This window comes from Paenibacillus cymbidii, assembly GCF_004764705.1.
Taxonomy (GTDB): domain Bacteria; phylum Bacillota; class Bacilli; order Paenibacillales; family NBRC-103111; genus Paenibacillus_AN; species Paenibacillus_AN cymbidii.
On sequence record NZ_SHLX01000053.1, the window covers coordinates 1 to 25,663 of the forward strand.

The following is a 25,663-nucleotide window of genomic DNA, read 5'->3' on the forward strand; positions in this document are numbered from 1 at the left end:
TTTTGGGGTGGTAACTATCTCGTCCACCTCCTGGGTAAGCAGCGTCGAAGATAGCATCGTCGAGACGGTTTACGGCGGCGTTGACCACGCGAACCAGATGATTGGCAGGAATATCTACTGCTAAATCCACTGGTAGGAAAAGTTGATCCATGCTATATTGAATGTACAAAGAAACCGACTCCTTTAGGTTTATGGTTGGGTGGTACCTCCATTTTACCAAGGAACGGTTTCTTTTTGTTGTACAAATTGTAACGCGGGTGCCCCCTCAGCCATTTTCATGGCTTTTGGGACACCCTCATTCTGACCAAACGATGCCAAAATCGACCCTTTCTAAGAAATAACCAGTGATTTCACTGGCTATTTCGTTGCTGCTGTCCGTTTTTTAGGCAATAGCCAATAAAACATGGCTTATTTGAACGAAGCCGCGGACAGCCGCCGTCCTACACCCGTTCCAGCGGACGAAACGGTTCAGGCGGCAGCTCCGTCCGGATCGCGTCCCCCTTTCGGACTTCTCCCCCGGTGAGCACGCTCGCCATGACGCCGGCTTTTCGAATCACATTTCCGTTCTCGTCGCGATCCAGCACGGCGTTCATGAGCCCGGACTGAAAGCGATCGATTTGCACGCAAGGATTGCGAAGTCCCGTAAGCTCAAGAACGGCTTGTTCGCCGAGATGAAGCTTCGTCCCTGTCGGCAAACCGAGCAAATCGATGCCGCGGGTCGTCATATTTTCGCCCATTTGCCCGGGTTCGACTTGGAAACCGTCCTGACGCAGCTCGTCGAACAGCTCAGCATGGATGAGATGGACCTGGCGGAGGTTGGGTTGATGCGGGTTTTGCGCTACCCGGGAACGGTGCTGCACCGTTTTCCCCATATGCGCGTCGCCTTCGACGCCCAGACCGGCAAGAAGCACAATCGCGTCGACGACTTCTTTGCTGAACGAATGCGTGGAGCTGCGACTGACAGACACAACAAGCGGAGCAGCCATGCACAATACCTCCCATTTTCCGCGCTTTGTTTTCTCCATATATCTGGTATAATACGCTGCAATCTTCCTGTCGAACAAGTCATAGGCCCCCCTTCGTCCGCATATGTTGAACAAGAGTGTGCAGGACAAGGAGGGGAGACCGCATGGGAGCAGCCTCGGTGCCGGGAGCCTGGCATCATTATTCCACTTTGCTGCTGATGGCGGTTGCGCTTGGCATGGATGCGCTGTCGCTGGGCATCGGCATCGGTCTGAAGGGCGTGCGCCTGCTCGACATCGCCAAGATCGGCCTCGTCATTGCCGCTTTTCATGTTATCATGCCGCTGCTCGGCATGTTTATGGGACATTACGTCAGCGAACTGCTTGGCGATGTCGCTACGGTGACGGCCGGGTGGCTGCTGATCATTCTGGGGAGCCACATGGTGTACAGCGCCGTCCGCGGCGATGCCGTGCAATCGATCGATCACCGCTCGTTATGGGGCTTGCTGTTGTTTGCGCTGACGGTCAGCATCGATTCGTTTTCGGTCGGCGTGTCGCTTGGCATATTCGCTTCGGACCTGCTGATGGCGGTGCTGCTGTTCGGCGCTTTCGGCGGCGCCATGTCGATTGCCGGCTTGATGATCGGGCGCCGTGCCGGCCATTGGGTCGGCGGTTATGGAGAAGCGTTCGGCGGGTTGATTCTGCTCGTGTTCGGCGTCCTGTTCCTGATTTAAGCGGCTGCCGCCGGGAAGCCCGGCAAGGCATTCGTCGCGCTTCCTGCGTCCGGTTGCCGGACAAGCGGGGCGCTGCGGATGTTTTTTGCGTTTTTTTTGATACAATAAGTGTAAGAAAACAAGGAGGGATCGCATGAAGGCATCGATTTTGTTCGTGTGCACCGGCAATACGTGCCGGAGTCCGATGGCGGAAGGAATGCTGCGTGCGATGGCGAAGCGGAGCGGCATTGCGCTCGATGTCCGTTCGGCGGGCGTGGCGGCTTCGAACGGCGCACCGGCGTCCCGGCATACGGTCGACATTTTGCGACGGAAGGGCGTGTCCGACGCTTTCGCGTCCACAACGTTATCCACAACCGATATCGAGCGGGCAACGCTTATACTGACCATGACCATGAGCCATAAGCGGGCAGTTATCCAGCGTTATCCCCAAGCTGTGGATAAAACCTTCACATTGAAAGAATATGTGGAAGACCGGCCGCACATGCTGGATAACATTCGCGAGAGAGAAGAGTTATCCACAGAGCTCGAGATCAAAAGGGCGCTCGGCCAGCCGATCACCGAACAGGAGCGCACGAAGCTGCGCCAACTGGAGCGGGGGGCGCCCGATCATGATATTGCCGATCCGTATGGTGGTACGGCGGCGGACTACGAGGCGGTGGCGGCCGAAATCGAGGCCAGCCTGGCCAAGCTGCTTAAGCGGCTCGGCGGATGACCGGGGGCAAGCAGGCGCGGGCCGCCGGAAGGGCTTTACAGCCGCAGCCGAATGCGCTATGATGGGAGCAAAAGAAGGACTCGGTGTAACTGGCGACAAGTGGGTTTAACCACAATGGAGCACCGAGACATACGGCCGGTCGCCTGGGCAAAGAGCAACGAGCGTGCATGCACGCGTCCTGCTCTTTTTCTATTTCCGGGGGCGGCAGGGCATACTACTGCGCATCCAACAAGCAAACGGGAGGAGATTCGACGATGAAAGTGTCCATTGGCGCGGATCATGGCGGATTTCGGCTGAAGAATGAATTGAAGGAGTTTATCGCATCGCTTGGGCATGAAGTGAAAGATTTCGGCCCGGACAGCGCCGATTCGGTCGATTATCCGGATTATGCGCTTCCCGTCTGCGAAAGTGTGCTGTCCGGCGAAGCGGACCGCGGCATCCTTATCTGCGGTACGGGCATCGGCATGACGATTGCCGCCAACAAAGTACCGGGCATTCGCTGCGCACTGGTGCACGATTCGTTCTCGGCGAAAGCGACCCGCGAGCATAACGATTCCAACGTGCTGGCGATGGGCGAACGCGTCGTCGGCCCCGGGCTGGCGCAGGACATCGTTGCGCTGTGGCTGGAAACGGCATTCTCGCAAGGCGAGCGCCATGCGAAGCGCGTCGGCAAAATCAAGGCTCTCGAAGACAAGTACGCGCTGCACCCGTAGAATCGCATCCGGCCCAGCCCGGCGGCTGGCCGGAATGGAAAGGCGGCGATGGCGATGAAGGAAACGAATCGGCCGGCGGCCGAAACCGAAGCGGCGGGAACGGCCGAGTCCGCGCTCGATGCCTCGACGATCTCGTCGCAGGTGGCGGCGATCATCGGCGAATTGGCGCAGCTTGGCGGCCTGGCGCCCGGGCACATCCTGGTGCTCGGCACGAGCACGAGCGAAGTGATCGGCCGGCGCATCGGCACGTCCGGCACGCTGGAAGCGGCCGCGGCGATATTCGCCGGCGTGGCGAAGGCGCGGGAGGCGATCGGCTTCTACCCCGCGTTCCAATGCTGCGAGCACCTGAACCGGGCGCTCGTCGTCGAGCGCGAGTTGCTCGCCCGGTACCCCGGGCTGGAAGAAGTAGCCGCGATTCCGGTGCCCAAGGCCGGCGGCTCGATGGCCGCTTACGCTTACCGGCACCTGCGGGAGCCGGCGCTCGTCGAGACGATCGCGGCCCATGCCGGCGTCGATATCGGCGGCACGCTGATCGGCATGCATCTGCGCCGGGTAGCGGTGCCGGCCAGACCGTCGGTGCGCACGATCGGACAAGCGCCCGTCAGTATGGCCTATACGCGGCCGAAGCTGATCGGCGGGGCAAGAGCGGTCTATACGGAAGAAGCGGCGGGAAATTGCGATTGACGGCTTAAACGACATAGAAAACCGAAACCAGTGGGAGGAACGACGAACTATGATGGAACATTTGCGCAAGGCGGACCCGGCGATTATCGCCGCGATGGGACTGGAGCTTAACCGGCAGCGGGACAAAATCGAGCTGATCGCCTCGGAAAATTTCGTCAGCGAAGCGGTTATGGAAGCGATGGGTTCGGTGCTGACGAACAAATATGCGGAAGGCTACCCGAACAACCGTTTCTACGGCGGCTGCGAGCACGTCGATACGGTAGAAGACATCGCGCGCGACCGGGCGAAGCAAATTTTTGGCGCCGAGCATGCGAACGTGCAGCCGCACTCGGGCGCGCAGGCGAACATGTCGGTTTATCTCGCGACTTTGAAGCCCGGCGATACGGTGCTCGGCATGAACCTGGCGCACGGCGGTCACCTGACGCACGGCAGCCCGGTCAACGCTTCCGGCTTGCTTTATAATTTTGTCGCTTACGGCGTGAACGAATCGACGTTCCGCATCGACTACGACGAAGTGCGCAAGGCGGCGTTCAAGCACCGTCCCCGCATCATCGTAGCGGGCGCAAGCGCTTATCCGCGGACAATCGACTTTGAAGCGTTCGCCCAAATCGCGAACGATGTCGGCGCGCTGTTCATGGTCGACATGGCGCATATCGCCGGCCTTGTCGCCGCCGGTTTGCATCCGAACCCGGTACCGCACGCCCAGTTCGTGACGACGACGACGCACAAGACGCTGCGCGGACCGCGCGGCGGGATGATTTTGTGCCGCAAGGCGTGGGCCAAGGAAATCGACAAAGCCGTATTCCCCGGCTCGCAAGGCGGCCCGCTGATGCACGTCATCGCCGCCAAAGCCGTTTCCTTCGGCGAGGCGCTGCAGCCAAGCTTCAAAACTTATGCCGAGAACGTGGTCAAAAACGCCGCCGTTCTCGCGGAAACGCTGATGGCCGAAGGGCTGAATATCGTATCCGGCGGCACGGACAACCATCTGATGCTTGTCGACCTGCGCAACATCAACATGACCGGCAAAGCGGCGCAGCATCTGCTTGACGAAGTCGGCGTAACGGTCAACAAGAACGCGATCCCGTTCGATCCGACGAGCCCGTTCATTACGAGCGGCATCCGCATCGGCACGCCGGCGGCGACGGCACGCGGCATGGACGAAAATGCGATGCGAACGATCGGCACCATTATCGCCACGGCGCTGAAAAATTCGAACGACGCCGCCGTACTCGACAAGGTGCGCGGCATGGTGAGCGATTTGACGGCCCAGTTCCCGCTATATAAAGGATTGGCTTACTAGAATTTACAAACGCCCGTTTTCCCTGCGCGATCGGGGGCAAACGGGCGTTTTCTGCGTTTTCCGCCGTTCTGCCCCGTTGACGCCTGCGGATACTCTACCTGCAAGCGGGAACAATATCGGCAAGGGAACAATTATATAGCCGGAGGGGCGCGATGATCAGGACGCAGGATTTGAAGATGCAAATCGACGAGCTGGCCAAGCAAAATGCGCTGCTTATGATCGAATTGACCGAAATGAAGCAGTTTTTTATGGGCCAAAACGGGAGCGGCGGCAGGGGAGAAGGCGGCGTAGCGGGCGAATGGTCGGGCGGCCGTCAACGCAGCGACGATCAGCAAAGCGGAGCGCAAGGCAGCGGTGGCGGAGGCAACGGCGGCGGCAGCAACGGCGACGGCTACCAGCAGCAAAGCGGCGGGCAGCAGCGCGGGGCGCAGGGCAGCGGAGGCAACGGCGGCGGCAGCAACGGCGACGGCAGCCAGCAGCAAGGCGGCGGGCAGCAGCGCGGAGCGCAGAGCAGCGGCGGCGGCAGCAACGGCGACAGCAGCCAGCAGCAAGGCGGCGGGCAGCAGCGCGGAGCGCAGGGCAGCGGAAGCGGAGGCAGCGGCGGCGAGTCGCAGCAGAGCGGCGGCCAAGGGGCGCGGTGGAGCCGCAGAAACGATCTGCAGGGCGACAGCCAATCCGCACAAGCCGGCAGTGGCGGCAACGGCGGAAGTGGCGGCGGACGGCAGCAGGGCAATGGCGGCGGCAGCAACGGCGGCGGTTATGGCGCGCAAGGCGGAGCGGGAAGCGGCCAGCAGAACGGCGGGTCCAACTCGTCGAACGGCAGCGGGAACCGCAACTTGTCGCAATTCGCCGATGAGATGCTCCAACTGAAGGGGATGGCCGACAAGCTGGAAGCCGATATGCAGCAATACGTCGTCTCGCAATCGGGCGGCCAGGCGAGCGACGAAGTGGCCAATTTGCTGCTCACGATGATCAGCAGCATGGTCGACTGGACGGTCGATTACGTGTCGATGAACCAGAACGGCAACGGAGGCGGCGGGTCGTCGTCGCAACAATCGCAGCCCGGGTCGACGCCGCTGCAATAAAGCAACTCCTTTCCAGACGCAGCGATGCGTCTGTTTTTTGCTGCCGCCGATTGCGCTTCGCAATTCCGCGGCCGGCCACTATAATAAAAGGAGATTCGGCTGCACCCGAAAAGGAGGCTTCCTCATGCTGCAAGTATATCCCGCAGACGAACGCTACAAGGTCGATCTTGGCTGGCTGCGCGGCCGGCCGAGCTTCTCGTTCGGCGACTATCAGGATCCGGCCAATACGGGCTTCGGCGTCCTGCGCGTCTGCAACGACGACTGGGTCGCGCCGGGCCGCGGCTTCGGCGCCCATCCGCACAGCGACATGGAGATCGTGTCGATTATCCTGCAGGGAACGATCCGCCACGAAGACAATCTGGGCCATATCGAAACGGCGGGAACCGGCGCCGTACAGCGCATGTCGGCGGGAACCGGCATCATTCACGCGGAGTACAACCCGTCCGACACGGAGCCGCTCGAGCTGCTCCAGCTCTGGTTCATGCCGCGCGAACGCGGCGCGACGCCAACCTACGAAACGACCGCTTACGATACCTCCCGTCTGGTCGACAACCTGCTGCCGGTCGTGTCGCACGAAGCTTCCGCACAGGTCGCCTGGATCGGCCAGGACATGACGATTTATCTCAGCAGGCCGACGCGCGGCGCAACGCTCGTTCACCGGCAAGCGCCGGGACGCCGAATGTTCCTGTTCGTCATCGCCGGCGCGCTGGAAGCGAACGGGACGCCGCTTCGCACGCGCGATACCGCCCGCATTGAGGACATTGCCGAGCTGACGCTGCGGTCTTCTGCGGACGATACCTTTTTCATGCTGATCGACATGCCTTGACCCAAAGGGGGCTTTTTCCGATGAAAGAAACGTTTATCGTCAAACACGCCGTCGGCGGCAAAATTTACATCGACACCGCCAAACGTCCGCTTGCGTATGAAGTAACGCCGCACGGCGACGGGTGGATGTTTGCCGTCGAGTGGCCGAATTGCGCCGACGTGGAGGAATTGCTGCGGCTGAAGCAGGAGCTGAACGTGTTTCTGTTCCACGAGTATGCCGACCGTCCGACGCGGAAAACATGGTATTACGTGAGCGACGGCCCCGTTGCCTATGACGCCGGCCGCGAGGTGCTGACGATTGTGGCGGCTTCGCGGATCGAGTACGTACCGGACGATTTCCTCAAGTAAAATTGTGCTATAATTCGGGAGGGGCTTGCATGGGAAACGTGGTCGTATGCGACCATCCGCTCATTCAGCATAAATTGACGTTTATTCGCGACGAACGGACCGATACGAAGCTGTTTCGCGAATGCGTGGACGAAGTGGCGACCCTGATGGCGTACGAGATCACCCGCGGCATCGCGCTTGCTCCGGTCCGTCTGCAGACGCCGGTCGGGCCGGCCGAAGGCTTGGCCATCCGGGGCCGGATGCCCGGACTCGTGCCGATTCTGCGGGCGGGGCTCGGCATGACGGACGGCATCCTCAAGGTGCTGCCCGCGGCCAAGATCGGCCATATCGGCCTGTACCGCGATCCGGCCACGCTGCAGCCGGTCGAATACTACACGAAGCTGCCGGCCGACGCCGGCGAGCGGTTGCTGATCGTCATCGACCCGATGCTGGCGACGGGCGGCTCGGCGATCGCGGCGATCGACTACTTGAAGCGCCAGGGCTGCCGCGACATCCGGCTGATGTGCCTCATCGCCGCGCCGGAAGGCATTGCGGCGGTGCGCGAGGCTCACTCCGACGTCGATATTTACGTGGCGGCCATTGACGAGCGGCTCAACGACCACGGCTACATCGTGCCGGGGCTGGGCGACGCGGGCGACCGGCTGTTCGGCACGAGGTAACGTATTTTTTTGAAGCGCCGGTCGATCATTCTTAACTTTGCGGAAGGACGGAACTTATCCCTTATGAAACGAATCAAAGTCATGACCATATTCGGCACGCGCCCGGAGGCGATCAAGATGGCGCCGCTCGTGCTTGAGCTGCAGCGTCACCCGGAACAAATCGAGTCGGTCGTCTGCGTCACCGCGCAGCACCGGCAAATGCTCGACCAGGTGATGGAAGCGTTCCGCATCAAACCCGACTACGACCTTGACGTGATGCGGGACAAACAGTCGCTGCTGGAGACGACGGTGCGCGTGCTGCAAGGGCTCGATCCGGTGCTGCGCGAAGCGAAGCCCGACATCGTGCTGGTGCACGGCGATACGTCGACGACGTTCCTCGCCAGCTATGCCGCGTTCCTGCAGCAAATCCAGGTCGGCCACGTCGAAGCGGGCCTGCGCACGTGGAACAAGCTGTCGCCTTACCCGGAAGAAATGAATCGGCAGCTGACCGGCGTGCTCGCGGACCTGCATTTTGCGCCGACCGGCTGGTCCGGCGGCAACCTGAGCAAGGAAAGCAAGCCGGGAGCGTCGATCTACATCACCGGCAATACGATTACCGACGTGCCGCGCTATACGGTGCGCGAAGGCTACAGCCATCCGATGCTCGACTGGGCGAAGGGCAAGCGGCTCATTCTGATGACGGCGCACCGCCGCGAGTCGCAGGGCGAGCCGCACCGGCAAATTTTCCGCGCGGTGAAGCGCATTGCCGACGAGTTCGACGACATCGCCATCGTCTACCCGGTTCATCTCAATCCGGCCGTGCTCGGGCCAGCGCACGAAATTCTCGGCAACCATCCGCGCATTCAGCTGATCGAGCCGCTCGACGTCATGGACATGTACAACTTTTATCCGCATACGCATATGATCCTGACCGATTCCGGCGGGCTGCAGGAGGAAGCGCCTTCGTTCGGCGTGCCGGTGCTGGTGCTGCGGGATACGACCGAGCGCCCGGAAGGCGTCGAAGCGGGAACGCTTGAGCTGGTCGGCACGGACGAGGCGCTCGTGTACGAGCGGACGAAGGCGCTGCTGACCGACAAGGCGCTGTACGAGCGCATGAGCAATGCGGCCAATCCGTACGGAGACGGCCGTGCATCGGAGAGGATCGTGCAGGCGATCAAGCACCATTTCGGCCTTTCGCCCGACCGTCCTTTGCCGTTCGGCGCGAAATAAACCGGCAGGCTCCGACTATACAGTTGTACTGCTTGGTTTGGAGGCGGCGAAATCCCTTATTTTACAAGGGTTTTCGGCGTTTCGTTCACATAATGTTTGGATTTAATAGAATTGACAAACGGGACTTTGCTTGGATAAAATAAATAAGGATTGTCGGGGGGACTCGGTCTGTCCTTCTGGCCTTTCCGGCGAAAGTGGCGCTGATATGGACAAAAAAACGGACGACAATCCGTGGCGCGGATTATGGCTCGTCAGTGCGATGGGCGTGGATCTGGCCGTACTCGTTGTTGCCGGTTATTATCTCGGCTCCTATGTCGGGAACTGGTTCGGCGGTTCGGTGTTCTGGAAGCTCGGCGGTGTGCTGCTCGGCCTTGTAGCCGGCGGATACAGCATCGCTTATCTCATCAAGCGCTTCACGGAGGATCCTCATGCATGACTATACCGGTCAAGTCATCAAGACCGCGCGGATTACGTTGTTTTTTTTGTCGCTTTGCCTTGTCGTATGGGCTCTAATGCCGTCGATTCGGCCGCAAGTCGGAGGGCTGATGGTCGGTGTTGTCGCCAGTATCGTTAACGGCATTTTCCTCGCCTGGAAAGTCAATCGCGTCGGGCAAGCGGCGATCGAGCCAAGCAAGCGTAAAGTAGGGCTCGGCTTTCTTACCCGGGCAGCCGTCGTGGTCCTCAGTGTAATCGTTTCCGAGCGGCTGCATTTGAGCCTCGCCGCAACCGTAGCGGGATTATTTTCTTTCCAATTGGCAACACTTTTATTGGGCATTATTACCTTGCGCAAGAAACCTGAATGACCGACCGGTCCGGTTAGGCCGATGTGCAGTCGACCTGGCGCTGCCGCAGCATCAAGCGGCAAGCGGGCGGCTTTGCGTTACTAGATCGCAACGACGAAGCTGGAAAGGGGTGAAACAACACAACATGCATAGCTCACCGGTAATTCAGCTCGGGGGTCTCAATTTCGACCTGGCGGCGATCGCGATGATTCTGGTTACGTTCCTCATCGTGTTCCTGCTCGCCCTCGCCGGCACCCGCCGATTGTCTGTCGATAAGCCCGGCAAGTTGCAGAACTTCCTGGAATGGGTCGTCGAATTCGTAAGAGGGATCGTCGCCAGCAACATGGACATGAAGCAAGGCCGTTCGTTCGTCATGCTCGGCATTACGCTGATCATGTTTATTTTCGTGGGCAACATGCTGGGATTGCCGCTCACCTTCGTATCGGGTCACGAGCATCCGCCGATCGTCTTCGGACACGAGGTGTCGGTTGACGCGTTCACGGCGGCGCACGATCAAGGCAAGCACGAAGTCGAAATTTCATGGTGGAAATCGCCGACCGCCGACGCATCCGTTACGATGGGGCTGGCGCTGATCGTTATCGTCATGTCGCACTTCCTCGGCGTTACGCGCAACACGAAGCATTACTTCAAGCACTATGCGCAGCCGTCCATCGCGTTCCTGCCGATCCACCTGATCGAACAATTCGCGAACCTGCTGACGCTTGGTCTTCGTCTTTTCGGCAACATTTTCGCCGGTGAAGTCATGATCGCCGTCATCGCTCAGCTTCCGTTCTACGTCGCATGGCTGCCGCTTTCGGTATGGCAGGGCTTCTCCGTATTTGTCGGCGCGATTCAGGCGTTCGTTTTCGTAATGTTGACGATGGTGTACATCGGCGGCAAAATTACGCACGAGGAACATGCCGAAGCGAAACACTAGCACGAGGGTAACAACCTTGTCCGGCAACCGGACAAGTGCGATACAGCAGTAAGGCAAGATCGGTCCACAACCACATTTTCAAAAATCGAGGAGGATTTTCACAATGGGAGCATTGGCACTTGTTGCAGCAGCAATCGTATTTGGTCTGGGTGCGCTTGGCGCAGGTATCGGTAACGGTTTGATCGTCGGTCGTACGGTAGAGGGCATTTCCCGCCAGCCTGAGCTTCGCAACGTTCTGCAAACCACGATGTTCATCGGTATCGGTGTCGTCGAAGCACTGCCGGTTATCACGCTCGTCTTGGCGTTCATGTTCTACGGTGCACGCTAATCGTATAAGATAAGGTTTGGCGCGGAAGGCCTGAGTCGTCCACGCCTTCATTATGTCTGAGAGAGTCTCGCGGGAAGGGAGTGACCCACAGTGGGTTTGGATGCTATCGGTTTTCACTGGGAAACGACGGTCATCGCGATCATCGCGTTCCTGCTGCTTTTATGGCTGCTTAGCAAATACGCTTTCGGTCCGCTGTTCGGCATTATGGAGCAGCGCCGTCAGTTGATCGAGGATCAGATCGGCACCGCCGAGCGCAACCGCCAGGAAGCGCAGGCATTGCTTGCCGAGCAACAACAAGCGATCCAGAACGCGCGCAAGGATGCGCACGAGATTCTGGAGCAAGCCCGCAAGACGAGCGGCAAACAAGCCGACGAGCTGATCGCCGCCGCCAAAGCGGAAACCGTCCGCCTGAAGGAAGAAGCGCTTCGCGATATCGAAACCGAGAAGAACAAAGCCGTTGCCGCCTTGCGCAGTCAAGTCAGTGCAATGTCCGTCCTGATCGCGTCGAAGATCATCGAGAAGCAAGTCGACGAGAAAGCGCAGCAGGAGCTGGTTGAGAAATACCTCAAAGAGGTAGGAGGCAACCTATGAGCGACTCGATCGTAGCGAAACGATACGCCCGCGCGCTGTTCGAGGTAGCGAAGGAACAGCAAGCGGTCGCTCAAGTGGATGATGAGCTGACGGCCGTCGTAGCGGCCATTAAAGCCAATGCCGAATTCGAGAAGCTGCTGCAGCATCCGAATTTCGACACGGCGAATAAAATCGATTTGCTGCGCACCGTGTTCGAAGGCAAACTGTCGGACGCGGTGTTCCAGACGCTTGCGCTGTTGATTGAACGCGGGCGCGAGACGATGTTCGGCGACCTGCGCGACGCTTATCTCGCGATCGCCGATCAGGAGCTTGGTCAGGCGAAGGCGATTGTCACGACGCCGGCGCCGCTCTCCGCGGAGGAAACGAAAGAAATCGCGAGCCATTTCGGCAAGCTGACCGGCAAAACGATTCGCGTTGAAAACGTCGTCGACAAAAGCCTTATCGGCGGCATGACGGTGCGCATCGGCGACCGCTTGTACGACGGAAGCTTGTCCGGCAAGCTGGCGCGCATGCAGAAATCGCTGTTGGTATCGCAAGCATTTTAGAATGGGGTGACATTCGTTGAGTATCAAACCGGAAGAAATCAGCACGCTGATCAAACAGCAGATTGAACAATATAAATCCGAGATCCAGGTCGTGGACGTGGGCACCGTTATCCAGGTCGGTGACGGTATCGCGCGCGCGCACGGTCTTGAGAACGCGATGGCGGGCGAGCTGCTCGAATTCTCCAACGGCGTTATGGGGATGGCGCTCAACCTCGAAGAAAACAACGTCGGTATCGTTATCCTGGGCCCGTATAAGGACATCCGTGAAGGCGACCAGGTGAAACGCACCGGCCGCATCATGGAAGTGCCGGTCGGCGAAGCTTTGCTCGGCCGCGTCGTCAACGCGCTGGGCCAGCCGATCGACGGCAACGGTCCGATCGCCACGACGGCATTCCGTCCGGTCGAATCTCCGGCGCCTGGCGTTATGGCGCGTAAGTCGGTTCACGAGCCGATGCAAACGGGCATCAAGGCGATCGACTCGATGATTCCGATCGGCCGCGGCCAACGGGAATTGATCATCGGCGACCGCCAAACCGGTAAAACGACGATCGCGATCGACACGATCATCAACCAGAAGGGCAATGGCATGAAGTGTATCTACGTTGCCATTGGCCAGAAGCAATCGACGGTTCGTCAAGTTGTCGAAACGCTGCGCAAGAACGGCGCGCTCGACTACACGATCGTCGTCAGCGCGAGCGCATCCGAGCCGTCGCCAATGCTGTTCCTGGCGCCGTATGCCGGCTGCGCAATGGGCGAATACTTCATGTATAAAGGCGAGCACGTGCTCGTGATTTATGACGACTTGTCGAAGCAAGCGGCCGCATACCGCGAGCTTTCGCTCTTGCTCCGTCGTCCTCCGGGCCGGGAAGCTTTCCCGGGCGACGTCTTCTACTTGCATTCCCGTCTGCTCGAACGCGCAGCCAAGCTGAACGATTCGCTCGGCTCCGGTTCGCTGACGGCGCTTCCGTTTATCGAGACGCAAGCGGGCGACGTTTCGGCGTACATCCCGACGAACGTTATCTCGATTACGGACGGCCAGATCTTCCTCGAAGCCGACTTGTTCTATTCGGGTCAACGTCCGGCGGTTAACGTCGGTATCTCGGTATCCCGGGTAGGCGGTTCCGCACAAACGAAGGCGATGAAGAAGGTTGCAGGCACGATCAAAACCGACTTGGCCCAATACCGCGAGCTCGCGGCGTTCGCCCAGTTCGGCTCCGACCTCGACAAATCGACGCAAGCCCGTTTGTCGCGCGGTCAACGCACGATGGAATTGCTGAAGCAGGGCGTAGGCGAACCGTTCTCGATGGAACGCCAGGTCGCCAGCATCTATACGGTTACCCGCGGTCATCTGGACGATGTGCCGATCGTCGACATCACGCGCTTCGAGAAAGAGTTCCTCGCTTTCGTCGATTCGAGCTATCCGCAAGTGCTGACGTCGATCCGCGATTCGAAAGACTTGTCGGCGGATACCGAGAAACTTCTGGTAGAAGCGATCGAGAAGTTCAAAAAGAGCTTTGCCCCTTCGGCGTAAGGGAGGATGATCATACGTGGCTAAAGGATTGCGCGAGATCAAACGCCAAATCAAGAGCAAGCAAAACATGAAGCAAACGACCAAAGCGATGGAGATGGTTGCCGCATCCAAGCTGCGCAAAGCGCAGCAGGCTGCGGAAGCCGCCCGTCCTTATGCGGATAAAATGAAAGAAGTCGTCTCCAGCATTGCGGCCGGCACGAAGGGCGTCAAGCACCCGATGCTGCAAACGCGCGAAGTGAAGCGGACCGGTTATCTGGTCATCACTTCCGACCGCGGCTTGGCGGGCGGCTACAACGCCAACGTGCTGCGCAAGGTAATGGCGGAAATTCGCGAGAAGCACAAGTCGCCTAGCGAATACGCGATTTTCGTCATCGGACGCAAAGGCCGCGACTTCTTCAACAAGCGGGGCATCCCGATTGTCAGCGAAGTAACGGGTTTGAGCGATTCGCCGACGTTCGCCGGCATCAAGTCGGTGGCGGCGCAAGCGGTAGGCAACTTCGAGAAGGGGTTGTATGACGAGTTGCACCTCGTGTACAACAAATTCAACAATGCCGTCTCGCAGACGCCGGTGATCCGTCAGCTGCTGCCGCTTGGCGATGTCGAGTCGGGCAAGGGCGGTCCGTCCGCGCAATACGAATACGAGCCGTCGCCGGAAGGCGTGCTGGAAGTGCTGCTGCCGAAGTATGCGGAAACGCTGATCTACAGCGCGGTGCTGGAAGGCAAGGCGAGCGAGTTCGGCGCACGGATGTCGGCGATGAACAGCGCAACGAAAAACGCGACGAAGATGATTGCCGATCTTACCCTGACGTACAACCGCGCGCGTCAAGCCGCGATTACGCAGGAAATTACGGAAATCGTCGCCGGCGCGAACGCGATATAAAAAGCTTGTTGGGAATATTCGGGGCCCCGCCAAAGTAGCCGGAGTGAGCTTCGAAGCTTCACGTCACTTTGGTGGGATTATTTAGGAGGGTATCAAATGAGCAAAGGACGCGTGTTGCAGGTCATGGGTCCCGTCGTCGACATCGAGTTCGAACGCGGGCAACTCCCGGAGATCCTGAATGCGATCAAAATCGAGAAAAAAGCCGAGTCCGCGAATGATCGCGATATCAGCTTGACGGTTGAAACCGCCGTGCATCTGGGCGACAACATCGTTCGCTGCATCGCGATGTCATCGACCGACGGTCTCGTGCGCGGCACGGAAGCGGTAGATACGGGCCACCCGATCAGCGTACCGGTCGGGGCGGCTACGCTCGGACGCGTGTTCAACGTACTCGGCGATCCGATCGACGGCAAGGGCGAAGCGGATCGTACCCGTACGAATCCGATCCACCGTCAGGCGCCATCGTTCGAGAACTTGACGACGGCTGCGGAAATGCTGGAAACCGGCATCAAGGTTATCGACTTGCTTGCTCCTTACATGAAGGGCGGCAAAATCGGCCTCTTCGGCGGCGCGGGCGTAGGCAAAACCGTTACGATGCAAGAGCTGATCCACAACATCGCGCAGGAGCACGGCGGTATCTCCGTATTCGCCGGCGTAGGCGAACGGACGCGCGAAGGAAACGACTTGTACCATGAAATGAGCGAAACCGGCGTTATCGCCAAAACGGCGATGGTGTTCGGTCAGATGAACGAGCCGCCGGGCGCGCGTTTGCGTGTGGCCCTGTCCGGTTTGACGATGGCGGAATACTTCCGCGACGAAGAAAACCGGGACGTGCTCTTGTTCGTCGACAACATCTTCCGCTTTACCCAAGCGGGTTCGGAAGTTTCGGCCCTTCTCGGCCGGATGCCTTCCGCGGTAGGTTACCAGCCGACGCTGGCTACTGAGATGGGTCAGCTGCAAGAACGGATCACTTCGACGAAGAACGGTTCCGTTACGGCGATCCAGGCGATCTACGTTCCTGCGGATGACTACACCGACCCGGCTCCTGCTACGGCGTTCGCCCACTTGGACGCAACGACGAACCTGGAGCGGAACATCGCGGCGAAAGGGATTTTCCCGGCGGTTGACCCGCTGGCATCCAGCTCGCGCATTCTGAACCCGCAAGTCGTGGGCGAAGAGCACTACGAAGTGGCGCAAGGCGTCAAACGCTTGCTGCAGCGCTACAAAGAACTGCAAGACATCATTGCGATTCTCGGTATGGACGAACTCAGCGACGAAGACAAGGTTACGGTTAACCGCGCACGCCGCGTGGAACGTTTCCTGGGCCAGCCGCTGCACGTCGCCGAGGCGTTCAACAATATGCCTGGTCTCTACTGTCCGGTCAAAGACACCGTGCGCAGCTTCAAGGAACTGCTTGAAGGCAAGCACGACGATCTGCCGGAAGTGGCGTTCATCAACGTCGGCTCTATCGAAGACGCGATTGCGAAGGCGAAGACTCTGTAATCCGGAGGGAACCGAATGAGCAAGTTTTTATTGGAAGTGGTAACCCCCGAGCGGATCGTGTTTGCCGAGCAAGCGGATATGGTTGTCGTCAAAGGCGTGTCGGGCGAGCTTGGTATTCTGGCTCAGCACATTCCGCTTGTGACTCCGCTCAAGGTGGCGCCGGTTAAGATCAAGCGCGGCAACCAGACCGATCTGATTGCCGTGAACGGCGGCTTCATCGAAGTGCGGAAAGACAAAGTGGTGATCCTCGCCGAAAGCGCGGAGCTCCCGGGCGACATTGATGTCGAGCGGGCGCGCAATGCGAAGGATCGCGCCGAGAAGCGGCTCGCTTCCAAGGACAACGTCGACTTCAAGCGTGCGGAACTGGCGCTTCAGCGGGCATTGTCGCGGATCGACGTCGCAGGCGGCGGGAAATAAAAGCGAAACCGGCATGAGCGGAGACACTTCCGCTCGGCCGGTTTTTTTCTGTGGGAAATAAGCCATAAAAAATAGCCTATTCGCCTGTTTTCACCTATCGTCAACCGCCGCGCGGAAAATAGCCAGCGAAAACACTGGCTATTTCGCAACTACTACTCATTTTGGTGAAATAGGCAATAAAAAGTGGCTTATTTCGCAAGTCCCTCGACTACTTCGCTTTGACCTGACAACGTTTATGTCACGCCCGAAGCTGCACTCGGAACCAATTCCTCGCTTCTGCTCATGACTTCAATGATCATATTGGCGCCAAGCTTGAACCCATTAATAAAGGCAGCTTCGACATGCATACTGTCCACTGACTCTGCAAGAAATTTCATTGAATAATGGCTATACGATTCCAAAGTTCTATAATGATATTGATTTGCAGTCAAATTATATTAGCGCAATGAATACTCACTACAGTAAGCTGGAAAGTTTATCAATCTGTAAAGATCAAATTAGTTATTTGCTGCCACTGGCTGCAAAGTGTAGATCACTACATCAGATGGATTTGAGTGAAGCGGCATATATAATTGAACTTAGGAGCGGTTCAGCCGGACATTTTAGCTATAGAGAAATAGCATACCAAATGTATGAACGTATTGTGGAAAAGATTCCGGAGTTCTCCAAGCATATAAGGGTAACCAATCCTCGAACGTTTTTTAATCCGTTTATAAGATAACCGTTACAGTTAAAATATCAAAGAACAGACGGGAATACACCGCATCATGTGTATCAAGAGATGCTTCGATTTAGGAGAATTGAAGCAGTTTTTTGTCCCGTCTGCTTGATATTTCTTCTTCCTCCTCGTAAAAAAACAGAATACCGGGTTATTCAGAAAATAAGTACAAAGATTCAACTTCAGAGATTATAATCTGTCCCCTCATACCTATCCTCAGTATTAAACCTTCCGATCTTAGTTCCTTATACTTAGATAATATAGATAAATAAAGCCACTCCCCGTTGCCGTCGATTACGATCCTGATCAGGGACTCCTCTCCATCCACCTCAACAACACATGTAAAAACCCGACAATCGCAAGCACGATTCACATATTTACGAGGTGGGGACAATCGGGGCGATAATGGGGGGTGAACCGTTACAGCATCTGTACAGGGAGGTTACCCACTCATGACCCATCGCGCGGAAAAGGCAATACGCCAGCCGAATATCGTGTTCATTCAGACCGACCAGCAGCGGATCGACACCCTGCGCGCTTACGGAGGAAACGTCTGCCAGACACCGCACCTCGACCGGCTTGCGGAGGAAAGCGTCGTTTTCGCAAACGCTTACACCAGCTGCCCCGTCTGCACGCCTGCCCGTGCCTCGATGCAAACGGGGATGTACCCGTTCAAGCACGGGATGCAGACGAACAGCTACGGCCTCGGTTCCACGGTGCAGGAGCTGCCGGACATGCCGCGGCTGCTGAGCCGCCAAATGGAGCAGGCGTCGTACAGCATCGGCTATACCGGCAAATGGCATCTCGGATTCGGACCGGAAATGGGAAACTACTTGCGCGGCAATCTGGCTTATATGTCATTCCCGGAAATCGCCGCCGGCTTCCGTTCGCTGCCTTCCGATCTCGGTTACGAAGGCGACGACTTCGGCAGCGGATGATTCGCAATAGCAACGTAAAATATGTGTTTAACTGCGGCGATTTGGACGAGTTGTACGATTTGGCCGCCGACCCGCATGAGCTGCGCAATCTGATTCATGACAAGGGCAGCGCTAAGCTGCTTGAGGAGATGCGGCAGAGCCTCGCCGACTGGATGGAGCGTCACGAGGACGGATTGCTCAGGCAGTTTGTCCGGCTAAAAATGGAATAGCGCCAAGCTGGGATTTCACGTGGCGGCGGCATATAATAGAGCAGATGTATGAAGGGGGAGGAACCATGAATCGAATAAGGCCGAAATCCCGCGTCATTTTCCGGATATTTTTGTCTTATTTGCTTGTGTTCGCGGTGCCTTTCGTCGTCTTTGCCGTATTCGTCTATTATAATGCCGTCGTCAGCCTGCGGCACGGGATTGAGGCCGCCAATCTGGACAAGCTGAATCAAGTCAGGGACACGTTCGACTTGATGGAGAGCAGTCTGGAGCAAACGGCCGCCCGCATCTCGATCGACCCGCGTTTGACGCCTTACATGGTGCGCAGCGGGAGCTATCAGACGATCGAGGCGATCGAGGAGCTCGCCAAGTACAAAGCCAACAACACGCTTGCGGAAGAAGTGCTACTCTATTTCCGCGGCGATGACGACATCTATTCTTCCAAGGGCAAAATCTCGCTGAGCACGTTTACGAGCGCGGTTTACGGCTTCAGCGATTGGAACAACAACAGCCTCTACAGCGATCTGAACGAGCCAACCTCCTTGCATATCCGGCCGGCCGAACCGGTGGCAGCGGGCAACGAAAAAGCGAATATGCTGACCTACCTGGTCCAGATTCCCCGCAATTCGCCGTCGCCTTACGCGACGGTGATGTTCATTATTCGCGAGTCGGTGTTCACCGATCGGATCAAACAGCTGCTCGGCGACTTCAAAGGCGCCGTCTACGTGCTGGACGAGAAGGGGAATGCGCTCGCTTCGCGAAGTGCAGGAAGCCGGCTCGGCAAAGAGGAGACGGTCGAGGCATTGCGGAACCATGCCGACCCCGGCATCCAAGGCACAACGATCGGCAGGGAAAAGTATTCGGTGATGGTAGCCAAATCGGCGATCGCCGGCTGGTCGTACGCGGCCGTGATGCCGACGGATCAATTCATGGGCCGGGTGCTCAAGATGAAGACGCTGGTGCTGCTGCTGTGCGCGTTGGTGACAGGCGTCGGCCTGGCTGCGGCCGTGCTGCTGACCCGGCTGCAATACCGGCCGATCCGCGGCATCGTGGAGCATATTCGCTCGACGCTGGGCGGTCCGGCGCAGCCCGGGGGCCGAGCGACGAGTGGACGATGAATCGCGAAACGGTCGATGCGAACGCGGATTTGCAGCAGCGGATCGCGCATTTGCGGCCTGTGGCGCAGGAGCAATTTTTTCTGCGGCTGCTGATGGGGCATGCCGGCTCCGCCGACACGGCGGAAGCGTTTATGTTCCGCGAAGGGATCGCGCTTGGCGGGAATGCGCATTTTGCCGCGCTTGTGAAATGGGGCGCAAAGGAATACGTTTCGTCCCATCAACGCGAAGAGGCGCTGCGGACGCTATCCGCCGCTGCGTAGCCCTCCGGGGCCCAGCCAAGCATCTTCGGCGTCGAGCTGATCCACGAGAACGCAATCGCCCTTGTCGTTAGCCTGGCGGCGGAAGCGGACAGCCGGGACGTGCGCCAGCTGCAGCAGCGGATCGCCGAGGAGATGGCGCGGCATATCGAACGAATTTCGCGAAGCAAGCCGACGATCGGCGTCGGCAATCCCGTTGCCGGGCTGCCGGGCATCAACCGTTCCTACATCGAAGCGATGGCCGCGGTCGATTACCGATTGCAGAGCCGCGAGGGCAACATCATTTTTTTCGACGAGATTGCGGCCTTGCAGGAAGAGAGCGACGGCTGGTACCCGATCGAAGAGCAGGTGCGCCTGGTGCAAAGCATCAAGCAGGGCGACCGCGAGATGGCAGGCGCAGCGATGGCGGCCATTCTGCGCGACCTGAGCGGGCAAGGAGATTTCGGTCTTCTACCTCAAATGCATGTGCTACGACTTGATTAATACGGTGCTGCGCACGATGAACGAGCTGGCATCGAGCTGCCGCTCGCGAGCCGCCGTGCCATGGCGGAGTTCGTCACGCCGGAGGAACTGGGCGCAGCCATGAACGAGCTGCTCGGCGAGCTGTGCGACCGCGTCCGCGCGAGCAAGGAAAGCAAAAACACCGCGCTGCGCGACGATATCCTGCCTATATTCGCGACCACTTTCGGGAATACGACATCGGGCTGGAGAAAATCGCCGATCAGTTTAAAATTTCGATTTCGTACTTCAGCCGGTTCCTGAAGGACCAGACGGGATTGACGTTTATGGAGCTGCTGACGAATATGCGGATGGAGGAAGTCAAACAGGAGCTGCGCGGCACGGACAAGGCGATCAAGGACATCGTAACCGGCGTCGGTTATATCGACGTGCCGAACTTCTTGCGCAAGTTCAAGAAGGCGGAGGGCATCACCCTCGGTCAATACCGGCAGCTGTATGCGAACACGAACGACAAGGCATTGTAGCCCATTGTCAACACTCTCTGTCCATAGGGGCAGAGAGTTTTTTGGCGTTTTGTAAAGAACGACAACCCGGCGGCGAAGATGACAAGTTTACGTTTGCGGCCTCGCGAGCCTATGATAGCGCTATCCACCCAGTGAAAGGAGGTTGTATGATGGCAACTGTCGATACCGCTTCGTATCCTTCCCGGGAAGTCGTCCTGCCGGCGCGCAAACGTCGTTGGAAACGCTTTTATAAAAACTGGGAGCTGTACCTGTTCGCTCTGCCGACGCTCGCCTACTTCGTCATCTTTCACTATATCCCGATGTACGGCTTGCAGATTGCATTCAAGGATTTCATCCCGAGTAAAGGAATCTGGGGCAGCGAATGGGTCGGTTTTGCCCATTTGTAACGGTTTTTCGATTCGTATTATTTCTGGAGCCTAATCCAAAATACACTGGGCATCAGCGTCTACGAACTGCTCGTCGGCATGCCGGTTCCGATCGTGCTTGCGCTCGCCCTGAACGAACTGCGAAACGGCGCTTACAAAAAAATTGTGCAAACGATTACGTATGCGCCCCATTTTATTTCCGTCGTCGTGCTGTCGGGAATGGTCATCGCCTTTTTGTCCCCCGGCTCGGGGCAGGTGAATTTGGCGATCAAGGGGCTTGGCGGGCAGCCGATTCCGTTCCTGACCGAACCCTCCTGGTTCAAGACCGTGTTCGTCCTGTCCGGCGTCTGGCAGAACATGGGGTGGGGGACGATCATTTACCTGGCGGCGCTGGCCAGCGTCGACCCGCAGCAGCACGAAGCGGCCATGATCGACGCCGCGACCCGGATGCAGCGGATTGTCCATATCAATCTGCCTAGCATTTTGCCCACCATCGTCATCTTGATGATTCTGAACGTTGGCAGCTTCATGTCCGTCGGCTTCGAGAAAGTGTTCCTGCTGCAAAATCCGCTCAACATGGACGCATCCGACGTCATTTCGACCTATGTGTACCGCAGCGGGTTGGTGCAAGGACAGTACAGCTTCGCTTCGGCGATCGGGCTGTTCAATTCGGTGATCAATTTCTTCTTGCTGGTCGTCGTCAACCGGCTGGCCCGGCGCAAGTTATTGAGTGAATTAAACCATAAACGAGCATGACAAATAGAGCGTTGCTCCCGATACAACCTGGAGCGAACGCTCTATTGTTTGGTAACATAATGTTGCTAATTGCTCATCATTATTGTTTCTGGTATTTATGTACGAACTGTTTGATCTGCTCGAGATTCATAGTTGCCGAATCTTTGCTCTTGGACTTGAAGCCGTCTTTCCCGTCGCTCTCCAAAATGCCTTCCTCGAAGTCGATGATAGCATAAGCATTGCTTGAAAAATTATCAAATTTGTATAGAAACAGAGCATACTTCTCATTTTTTTTGAAATCTATTGCTGAACCGTCGACATTTACATCCGGAACCACTACCTGAATCGTTTTTGGTGTGCCCGTATTTTTTTTCAAATCTTCTAAAACAGTAAAGTCATAGACCTTATACGGTACTTGAACTTCAACCGACTTTCCCTCTTTTGTAAGAGAACTAATTTTTTTCGTTATCTTGTCTTTCATTTCTGAAATATTTCCTACCACAATTGCATCGGACTCGTTAACTAGTTTAGTCTCATCGAATGAAGAATCTTTAGAGAAACTCAGATTAATTTGATCGTTTTTCGATGAAGATGTGTGAGAAACGAAATAACCTAGTAAAACCAGACAAGCAGAAACAAATAATACATAAGTAATCTTCTTACTTAAAATCCCTCTTACTGTCATATTCTCTCCTCCGTTCTATAATGTTCATTAAAATCTTGACAATGATTGCTTTATGCCTTGAATATCGCCATTGGAAAGATCACGCATATAGTAGGTTAAGTTCAAGCGTGTTGCTGTTGCTCTATTTGAGTACCACATTGTTGGAACATCACTATCACCGCTCCAAGTGCCTGAGCCTTCTGCCGCGCTATAATCATCCAACCCTAAGGAATGGCCAAACTCATGGGTGAAGATCCCTGTGTTATCGTTGTAATAGTTACTATAACCGTCGCCCCATGCTTGAACATCGTTTAACAGCAGATCAAAACTTTGAATTCTCCCCGAACTAGTGGCTAGTGCATTAGCAGCATTACTGCTACCAGGAAATCCGATCGTATAAAAGTTCACCTTGCCTACTTCACTTGTAGAGTCATTAAATACAATTGTTGCACTGGAATTACCCGCGTGATAATAAACTACGGGTTGACCAGTGTAAGCATAATTCCAAGTCGCAGTAGCATTGATTGCTGCTGTAACTTGATTGGAATTAAGGCTACTATTTGTGTACCACGACATTGTTGAGTACAAGGGGTAGTCAGATCCTAACACATAACAACTTGTCGAGTTCGCATTGACTACAGAAGCACTCACTGCAAAGAGCAAGAGAGATGCAACAAAGGGGGCAAAATTTTAAAAGATATTAATCCTGACAATGAAATTGTTATTTTGGTGAGAGAAACCGAAGCGGAAGTATACTTTTAAGATAAAAAATGGAAATAACACTTAATGTTCACAAACGGCCGCTTCAGGCATTTTTAAACGCAAAAATGCACGTAAGCTCTTTCCCTCCTAAAGAGGAAGCCGCGGATGTCGCCGGTGGCCGACCTATGTATGCATTCGCCGCTCGTTTCCGATACTGGAACGAGAGGCTGGTCGTCGTGGAAGGAAACGCGGAGCCGTCTGGAAAAGGTTAGACACTTTTACGTTTGGTTTGTTATAATTGTTTGGATGTTTATTTCAGGCGTACGGGGGGCATCAGCGAGTATGTTTACGAATAACTATGTCATCGTGGCGATTTTCCTCGGACTTGCGATCTTCTTGCCGATAGCGGCGCTGACGATTGGCAAGCTGTTGCGACCGAACAAGCCGATGCACGACAAGTATACCACTTATGAAAGCGGTAACGAGCCTGTCGGCGAAGGCCAAATTCGGTTCAACATTCGATATTACCTGTTTGCGCTGATGTTTGTCGTGTTTGATGTGGAGACTGTCTTTCTATACCCGTGGGCCGTAGCTTACCAGAAGTTAGGGCTCTTTGCTTTGGTGGAAATGTGCATTTTCGTCGGGCTCCTGCTCGTCGGACTGCTGTATGCCTGGAGGAAGAAGGTGCTGCAATGGACTTCGATCTGAGCCGGATTTCGCCGGAGGAACGCGAGGAACTCGACCGCAACGTATTCATGACGACGCTCGAGCAGCTCAAGGCGTGGGCGCGCAGCAACTCGCTGTGGCCGCTGACGTTCGGGCTCGCCTGCTGCGCCATCGAAATGATGGGCACCGGCGCGTCGCACTACGACCTGGACCGGTTCGGCGTTATTTTCCGCACGTCGCCGCGGCAGTCGGACGTCATGATCGTCGCCGGCACGGTGACGAAGAAGATGGCGCCGCTGTTGCGCCGTCTTTACGATCAGATGCCGGAGCCGAAGTGGGTCATCGCCATGGGGTCGTGCGCGACTGCCGGCGGGCCGTACATCAAGTCGTACTCCGTTGTGAAGGGCGTCGATCAGATCGTGCCGGTCGACGTGTACATTCCGGGCTGCCCGCCCAACCCGGCGGCGCTCATCTACGGCATCAACAAGCTGCAGGAGAAGATTCGCTATGAGGCGAAAACCGGGAAGCAGGTGACGAGCCGGTGAGCGAAGAGAATAAAGAGAACCAGGAGAAACAAGCGCCAGCGGCCGAACCGGCGAAGGATACGGCCAACGAGTCTGCAGCTGCCTCCGGCGATGCCGCGGTGAAAGAAGCGGGTGCCCAGGTAGGCGGCGACGCACCCGATTCCGCGGATGTCGCGTCCAGCCACAGCACGGAAGCGCAGCGCGAAGCGGCGGCCCGCCGGCAGGACGAAGCGGCGGCGCGCGGCGAGAGCCCGAGCGCGCAGGCGGCCGTGCCGCCGTCCGCGTCGGCGGAAGGTAGCGGCGAAGCGGCGCCGGTCGATCCGGAGCGCGAAGCGAAGCTGAAGGCCGCCGCGGAAGCGAGAGCGGCCCGCGCCGCAGCGCGCGAAGCGCAGCAAGCCGCCGCAGGCGGAGCCGACGCGCCGGCAGCGCCCGCGGCAGCAGCGGCGGGCGGCGACGACGCGGAAGCGAAGGCGAAGGCCGCGGCCGAAGCGAGAGCGGCCCGTGCGGCGGCGCGCGCGGCGAAGACGGAGGGCGACGCCCCCGCTGCGCCGAAGGAGCCGTCGCCGAATCAGCCGCTGCTGGATCGGCTGCAGGCGATCGTGGCCGAAGAGATCGGAGCCGACGCAATCGAACAGGCGTACATTAACGAACGGGACGGGCACGTGCCGAGCATCGTCGTCAAAGGCGACATGTGGCCGAAGTGCGCATTACTGCTGCGCGACCACAGCGAGCTGAAGCTGAATTACTTGCGCAATTTGACCGGCGTGGATATGGAATCGCACATCGAAGTGGTGTACCACCTCGTTTCGCTGTCCACCAAACGCGACTACGTCGCGAAAGTGAAAACAAGCCGCGACGCGGCATCCATTCCGTCCGTTACTCCGATCTGGTCAACTGCCAACTGGAATGAGCGCGAAGTGTACGACCTGCTCGGAGTCGATTTCCCCGGGCATCCCGACTTGCGTCGGATCATGATGCCGGACGACTGGGTCGGCTATCCGCTGCGCAAAGACTACGAACCGCTCGATCCGGAGGTGTAACC

The 25,663-nt window shown here is 57.3% G+C and carries 34 protein-coding genes, 2 pseudogenes and 1 riboswitch; of the genes and pseudogenes, 31 read left to right on the top strand and 5 right to left on the bottom strand.

Features of this window, described 5'->3' with window-relative positions:
* Together EXY20_RS40830 and EXY20_RS37145 are read right to left on the bottom strand one after the other, a co-directional pair.
* Positions 1-169: pseudogene (locus EXY20_RS40830) on the bottom strand (IS1182 family transposase); the annotation flags it as partial.
* A gap of 271 nt (positions 170-440) precedes the next feature.
* A complete protein-coding gene (locus EXY20_RS37145; RefSeq protein ID WP_135557497.1) occupies positions 441-986 on the bottom strand; it encodes an MOSC domain-containing protein in 546 nt (181 codons plus the stop codon).
* Positions 987-1,129: 143 nt separating this feature from the next.
* On the opposite strand from EXY20_RS37145, the gene EXY20_RS37150 reads away from it, so the two are divergent.
* From EXY20_RS37150 to EXY20_RS37245, 20 genes are all read left to right on the top strand, one after another.
* Complete coding sequence (locus EXY20_RS37150; protein ID WP_135557498.1) at positions 1,130-1,696, top strand: manganese efflux pump MntP; 567 nt, start codon at positions 1,130-1,132, stop codon at positions 1,694-1,696.
* Positions 1,697-1,829: 133 nt separating this feature from the next.
* Positions 1,830-2,408 carry a low molecular weight protein arginine phosphatase gene (locus EXY20_RS37155; protein ID WP_135557499.1) on the top strand — a complete coding sequence of 193 codons (579 nt, stop codon included), beginning with the start codon at positions 1,830-1,832 and terminating at the stop codon, positions 2,406-2,408.
* A 75-nt stretch (positions 2,409-2,483) separates the two neighbouring features.
* A riboswitch (ZMP/ZTP riboswitch) is annotated at positions 2,484-2,564 on the top strand.
* Positions 2,565-2,662: 98 nt separating this feature from the next.
* Positions 2,663-3,121 carry a ribose 5-phosphate isomerase B gene (gene rpiB, locus EXY20_RS37160; protein WP_135557500.1) on the top strand — a complete coding sequence of 153 codons (459 nt, stop codon included), beginning with the start codon at positions 2,663-2,665 and terminating at the stop codon, positions 3,119-3,121.
* A gap of 54 nt (positions 3,122-3,175) precedes the next feature.
* The gene (locus EXY20_RS37165; protein ID WP_135557501.1) at positions 3,176-3,805 is read left to right on the top strand and encodes a TIGR01440 family protein; all 630 of its coding nucleotides are present in this window, start codon (positions 3,176-3,178) and stop codon (positions 3,803-3,805) included.
* 49 nt (positions 3,806-3,854) lie between these two features.
* Positions 3,855-5,105, top strand: coding sequence for a serine hydroxymethyltransferase (locus EXY20_RS37170; RefSeq protein ID WP_328592625.1), 1,251 nt, complete (start codon positions 3,855-3,857; stop codon positions 5,103-5,105).
* Positions 5,106-5,257: 152 nt separating this feature from the next.
* On the top strand, positions 5,258-6,190 hold the full coding sequence (locus EXY20_RS37175) for a cell wall anchor protein (protein ID WP_135557502.1): 933 nt from the start codon (positions 5,258-5,260) through the stop codon (positions 6,188-6,190).
* A 124-nt stretch (positions 6,191-6,314) separates the two neighbouring features.
* Entirely contained in the window at positions 6,315-7,016 is a 702-nt protein-coding gene (locus EXY20_RS37180; protein WP_135557503.1) for a pirin family protein, read from the top strand.
* Positions 7,017-7,036: 20 nt separating this feature from the next.
* Positions 7,037-7,363 (top strand): hypothetical protein, encoded by a 327-nt coding sequence (locus EXY20_RS37185; protein ID WP_135557504.1) that lies wholly within the window; start codon positions 7,037-7,039, stop codon positions 7,361-7,363.
* Positions 7,364-7,392: 29 nt separating this feature from the next.
* Positions 7,393-8,022: a uracil phosphoribosyltransferase gene (gene upp / locus EXY20_RS37190; RefSeq protein ID WP_135557505.1), complete on the top strand. Its 630-nt coding sequence runs from the start codon at positions 7,393-7,395 to the stop codon at positions 8,020-8,022.
* Positions 8,023-8,085: 63 nt separating this feature from the next.
* Complete coding sequence (wecB, locus tag EXY20_RS37195) at positions 8,086-9,231, top strand: non-hydrolyzing UDP-N-acetylglucosamine 2-epimerase (RefSeq protein WP_135557506.1); 1,146 nt, start codon at positions 8,086-8,088, stop codon at positions 9,229-9,231.
* Positions 9,232-9,436: 205 nt separating this feature from the next.
* Positions 9,437-9,667, top strand: coding sequence for an AtpZ/AtpI family protein (locus EXY20_RS37200; RefSeq protein WP_135557507.1), 231 nt, complete (start codon positions 9,437-9,439; stop codon positions 9,665-9,667).
* Complete coding sequence (locus EXY20_RS37205; RefSeq protein WP_135557508.1) at positions 9,660-10,034, top strand: ATP synthase subunit I; 375 nt, start codon at positions 9,660-9,662, stop codon at positions 10,032-10,034. The genes EXY20_RS37200 and EXY20_RS37205 overlap by 8 nt, the downstream gene beginning before the upstream one ends.
* A gap of 124 nt (positions 10,035-10,158) precedes the next feature.
* Entirely contained in the window at positions 10,159-10,950 is a 792-nt protein-coding gene (atpB, locus tag EXY20_RS37210; RefSeq protein WP_135557509.1) for a F0F1 ATP synthase subunit A, read from the top strand.
* 103 nt (positions 10,951-11,053) lie between these two features.
* Entirely contained in the window at positions 11,054-11,278 is a 225-nt protein-coding gene (gene atpE, locus EXY20_RS37215; protein WP_135557510.1) for a F0F1 ATP synthase subunit C, read from the top strand.
* 105 nt (positions 11,279-11,383) lie between these two features.
* Complete coding sequence (atpF, locus tag EXY20_RS37220; protein WP_135557546.1) at positions 11,384-11,869, top strand: F0F1 ATP synthase subunit B; 486 nt, start codon at positions 11,384-11,386, stop codon at positions 11,867-11,869.
* Positions 11,866-12,414 carry a F0F1 ATP synthase subunit delta gene (locus EXY20_RS37225; protein ID WP_135557511.1) on the top strand — a complete coding sequence of 183 codons (549 nt, stop codon included), beginning with the start codon at positions 11,866-11,868 and terminating at the stop codon, positions 12,412-12,414. Before atpF ends, EXY20_RS37225 begins: the two co-directional genes overlap by 4 nt.
* A gap of 16 nt (positions 12,415-12,430) precedes the next feature.
* A complete protein-coding gene (gene atpA, locus EXY20_RS37230) occupies positions 12,431-13,945 on the top strand; it encodes a F0F1 ATP synthase subunit alpha (protein ID WP_135557512.1) in 1,515 nt (504 codons plus the stop codon).
* 16 nt (positions 13,946-13,961) lie between these two features.
* A complete protein-coding gene (gene atpG, locus EXY20_RS37235; RefSeq protein WP_135557513.1) occupies positions 13,962-14,825 on the top strand; it encodes an ATP synthase F1 subunit gamma in 864 nt (287 codons plus the stop codon).
* Positions 14,826-14,921: 96 nt separating this feature from the next.
* Entirely contained in the window at positions 14,922-16,328 is a 1,407-nt protein-coding gene (gene atpD, locus EXY20_RS37240; RefSeq protein WP_135557514.1) for a F0F1 ATP synthase subunit beta, read from the top strand.
* A gap of 15 nt (positions 16,329-16,343) precedes the next feature.
* Entirely contained in the window at positions 16,344-16,745 is a 402-nt protein-coding gene (locus tag EXY20_RS37245; protein WP_135557515.1) for a F0F1 ATP synthase subunit epsilon, read from the top strand.
* A 233-nt stretch (positions 16,746-16,978) separates the two neighbouring features.
* Here the strand turns inward: EXY20_RS37245 and EXY20_RS40555 are convergent, their stop codons facing one another.
* Positions 16,979-17,122 carry a DUF6809 family protein gene (locus EXY20_RS40555; protein ID WP_328592626.1) on the bottom strand — a complete coding sequence of 48 codons (144 nt, stop codon included), beginning with the start codon at positions 17,120-17,122 and terminating at the stop codon, positions 16,979-16,981.
* A gap of 68 nt (positions 17,123-17,190) precedes the next feature.
* On the opposite strand from EXY20_RS40555, the gene EXY20_RS40770 reads away from it, so the two are divergent.
* The 8 genes and pseudogenes from EXY20_RS40770 to EXY20_RS37285 all read left to right on the top strand — a co-directional run bounded on the left by EXY20_RS40770 (position 17,191) and on the right by EXY20_RS37285 (position 22,086).
* Entirely contained in the window at positions 17,191-17,466 is a 276-nt protein-coding gene (locus EXY20_RS40770) for an FAD-dependent thymidylate synthase (RefSeq protein WP_407944956.1), read from the top strand.
* A 449-nt stretch (positions 17,467-17,915) separates the two neighbouring features.
* The gene (locus EXY20_RS37255; protein ID WP_135557516.1) at positions 17,916-18,401 is read left to right on the top strand and encodes a sulfatase-like hydrolase/transferase; all 486 of its coding nucleotides are present in this window, start codon (positions 17,916-17,918) and stop codon (positions 18,399-18,401) included.
* Positions 18,398-18,610 (top strand): sulfatase/phosphatase domain-containing protein, encoded by a 213-nt coding sequence (locus EXY20_RS37260; protein WP_135557517.1) that lies wholly within the window; start codon positions 18,398-18,400, stop codon positions 18,608-18,610. Before EXY20_RS37255 ends, EXY20_RS37260 begins: the two co-directional genes overlap by 4 nt.
* A gap of 65 nt (positions 18,611-18,675) precedes the next feature.
* Complete coding sequence (locus EXY20_RS37265) at positions 18,676-19,725, top strand: cache domain-containing protein (protein WP_135557518.1); 1,050 nt, start codon at positions 18,676-18,678, stop codon at positions 19,723-19,725.
* Entirely contained in the window at positions 19,722-19,985 is a 264-nt protein-coding gene (locus EXY20_RS37270) for a hypothetical protein (protein ID WP_135557519.1), read from the top strand. The genes EXY20_RS37265 and EXY20_RS37270 overlap by 4 nt, the downstream gene beginning before the upstream one ends.
* A 39-nt stretch (positions 19,986-20,024) precedes the next feature.
* Complete coding sequence (locus EXY20_RS37275; protein WP_268966457.1) at positions 20,025-20,465, top strand: CdaR family protein; 441 nt, start codon at positions 20,025-20,027, stop codon at positions 20,463-20,465.
* Between the two features lie 122 nt (positions 20,466-20,587).
* On the top strand, positions 20,588-20,965 hold the full coding sequence (locus tag EXY20_RS37280) for a helix-turn-helix transcriptional regulator (protein WP_135557521.1): 378 nt from the start codon (positions 20,588-20,590) through the stop codon (positions 20,963-20,965).
* 149 nt (positions 20,966-21,114) lie between these two features.
* A pseudogene (locus tag EXY20_RS37285) lies at positions 21,115-22,086 on the top strand (ABC transporter permease).
* 79 nt (positions 22,087-22,165) lie between these two features.
* Here the strand turns inward: EXY20_RS37285 and EXY20_RS37290 are convergent.
* Positions 22,166-22,750, bottom strand: a complete 585-nt coding sequence (locus EXY20_RS37290) for a hypothetical protein (protein ID WP_135557522.1) — start codon at positions 22,748-22,750, stop codon at positions 22,166-22,168.
* A 27-nt stretch (positions 22,751-22,777) separates the two neighbouring features.
* Positions 22,778-23,317: a hypothetical protein gene (locus tag EXY20_RS37295; protein WP_135557523.1), complete on the bottom strand. Its 540-nt coding sequence runs from the start codon at positions 23,315-23,317 to the stop codon at positions 22,778-22,780.
* A 456-nt stretch (positions 23,318-23,773) separates the two neighbouring features.
* Here EXY20_RS37295 and EXY20_RS37300 point away from each other — a divergent pair, with 456 nt between their 5' ends.
* From EXY20_RS37300 to EXY20_RS40560, 3 genes are read left to right on the top strand one after another with little or no spacing between them, the layout of a single operon-like run.
* The gene (locus EXY20_RS37300; RefSeq protein WP_135557524.1) at positions 23,774-24,139 is read left to right on the top strand and encodes an NADH-quinone oxidoreductase subunit A; all 366 of its coding nucleotides are present in this window, start codon (positions 23,774-23,776) and stop codon (positions 24,137-24,139) included.
* Positions 24,124-24,642, top strand: coding sequence for a NuoB/complex I 20 kDa subunit family protein (locus EXY20_RS37305; RefSeq protein ID WP_135557525.1), 519 nt, complete (start codon positions 24,124-24,126; stop codon positions 24,640-24,642). The genes EXY20_RS37300 and EXY20_RS37305 overlap by 16 nt, the downstream gene beginning before the upstream one ends.
* Positions 24,639-25,661: an NADH-quinone oxidoreductase subunit C gene (locus EXY20_RS40560; RefSeq protein WP_135557526.1), complete on the top strand. Its 1,023-nt coding sequence runs from the start codon at positions 24,639-24,641 to the stop codon at positions 25,659-25,661. Before EXY20_RS37305 ends, EXY20_RS40560 begins: the two co-directional genes overlap by 4 nt.
* Positions 25,662-25,663 lie beyond the last annotated feature (2 nt).

What these genes read in the sequence shown, in the direction of transcription:
- EXY20_RS37155 (WP_135557499.1), top strand. Translation starts at nt 1,830, where the DNA reads ATGAAGGCATCGATTTTGTTCGTGTGCACCGGCAATACGTGCCGGAGT.
- EXY20_RS37255 (WP_135557516.1), top strand. Translation starts at nt 17,916, where the DNA reads ATGACCCATCGCGCGGAAAAGGCAATACGCCAGCCGAATATCGTGTTC.
- EXY20_RS37245 (WP_135557515.1), top strand. Translation starts at nt 16,344, where the DNA reads ATGAGCAAGTTTTTATTGGAAGTGGTAACCCCCGAGCGGATCGTGTTT.
- EXY20_RS37170 (WP_328592625.1), top strand. Translation starts at nt 3,855, where the DNA reads ATGATGGAACATTTGCGCAAGGCGGACCCGGCGATTATCGCCGCGATG.
- upp (WP_135557505.1), top strand. Translation starts at nt 7,393, where the DNA reads ATGGGAAACGTGGTCGTATGCGACCATCCGCTCATTCAGCATAAATTG.
- EXY20_RS37150 (WP_135557498.1), top strand. Translation starts at nt 1,130, where the DNA reads ATGGGAGCAGCCTCGGTGCCGGGAGCCTGGCATCATTATTCCACTTTG.
- EXY20_RS37185 (WP_135557504.1), top strand. Translation starts at nt 7,037, where the DNA reads ATGAAAGAAACGTTTATCGTCAAACACGCCGTCGGCGGCAAAATTTAC.
- EXY20_RS37290 (WP_135557522.1), bottom strand. Translation starts at nt 22,750, where the DNA reads ATGACAGTAAGAGGGATTTTAAGTAAGAAGATTACTTATGTATTATTT.
- EXY20_RS37225 (WP_135557511.1), top strand. Translation starts at nt 11,866, where the DNA reads ATGAGCGACTCGATCGTAGCGAAACGATACGCCCGCGCGCTGTTCGAG.
- EXY20_RS37270 (WP_135557519.1), top strand. Translation starts at nt 19,722, where the DNA reads ATGAATCGCGAAACGGTCGATGCGAACGCGGATTTGCAGCAGCGGATC.
- atpE (WP_135557510.1), top strand. Translation starts at nt 11,054, where the DNA reads ATGGGAGCATTGGCACTTGTTGCAGCAGCAATCGTATTTGGTCTGGGT.
- EXY20_RS37145 (WP_135557497.1), bottom strand. Translation starts at nt 986, where the DNA reads ATGGCTGCTCCGCTTGTTGTGTCTGTCAGTCGCAGCTCCACGCATTCG.
- EXY20_RS40770 (WP_407944956.1), top strand. Translation starts at nt 17,191, where the DNA reads ATGAATACTCACTACAGTAAGCTGGAAAGTTTATCAATCTGTAAAGAT.
- EXY20_RS37180 (WP_135557503.1), top strand. Translation starts at nt 6,315, where the DNA reads ATGCTGCAAGTATATCCCGCAGACGAACGCTACAAGGTCGATCTTGGC.
- EXY20_RS40555 (WP_328592626.1), bottom strand. Translation starts at nt 17,122, where the DNA reads ATGAAATTTCTTGCAGAGTCAGTGGACAGTATGCATGTCGAAGCTGCC.
- EXY20_RS37200 (WP_135557507.1), top strand. Translation starts at nt 9,437, where the DNA reads ATGGACAAAAAAACGGACGACAATCCGTGGCGCGGATTATGGCTCGTC.
- EXY20_RS37205 (WP_135557508.1), top strand. Translation starts at nt 9,660, where the DNA reads ATGCATGACTATACCGGTCAAGTCATCAAGACCGCGCGGATTACGTTG.
- EXY20_RS37165 (WP_135557501.1), top strand. Translation starts at nt 3,176, where the DNA reads ATGAAGGAAACGAATCGGCCGGCGGCCGAAACCGAAGCGGCGGGAACG.
- rpiB (WP_135557500.1), top strand. Translation starts at nt 2,663, where the DNA reads ATGAAAGTGTCCATTGGCGCGGATCATGGCGGATTTCGGCTGAAGAAT.
- EXY20_RS37305 (WP_135557525.1), top strand. Translation starts at nt 24,124, where the DNA reads ATGGACTTCGATCTGAGCCGGATTTCGCCGGAGGAACGCGAGGAACTC.
- EXY20_RS37265 (WP_135557518.1), top strand. Translation starts at nt 18,676, where the DNA reads ATGAATCGAATAAGGCCGAAATCCCGCGTCATTTTCCGGATATTTTTG.
- wecB (WP_135557506.1), top strand. Translation starts at nt 8,086, where the DNA reads ATGAAACGAATCAAAGTCATGACCATATTCGGCACGCGCCCGGAGGCG.
- EXY20_RS37300 (WP_135557524.1), top strand. Translation starts at nt 23,774, where the DNA reads ATGTTTACGAATAACTATGTCATCGTGGCGATTTTCCTCGGACTTGCG.
- atpD (WP_135557514.1), top strand. Translation starts at nt 14,922, where the DNA reads ATGAGCAAAGGACGCGTGTTGCAGGTCATGGGTCCCGTCGTCGACATC.
- atpB (WP_135557509.1), top strand. Translation starts at nt 10,159, where the DNA reads ATGCATAGCTCACCGGTAATTCAGCTCGGGGGTCTCAATTTCGACCTG.
- EXY20_RS37175 (WP_135557502.1), top strand. Translation starts at nt 5,258, where the DNA reads ATGATCAGGACGCAGGATTTGAAGATGCAAATCGACGAGCTGGCCAAG.
- EXY20_RS37260 (WP_135557517.1), top strand. Translation starts at nt 18,398, where the DNA reads ATGATTCGCAATAGCAACGTAAAATATGTGTTTAACTGCGGCGATTTG.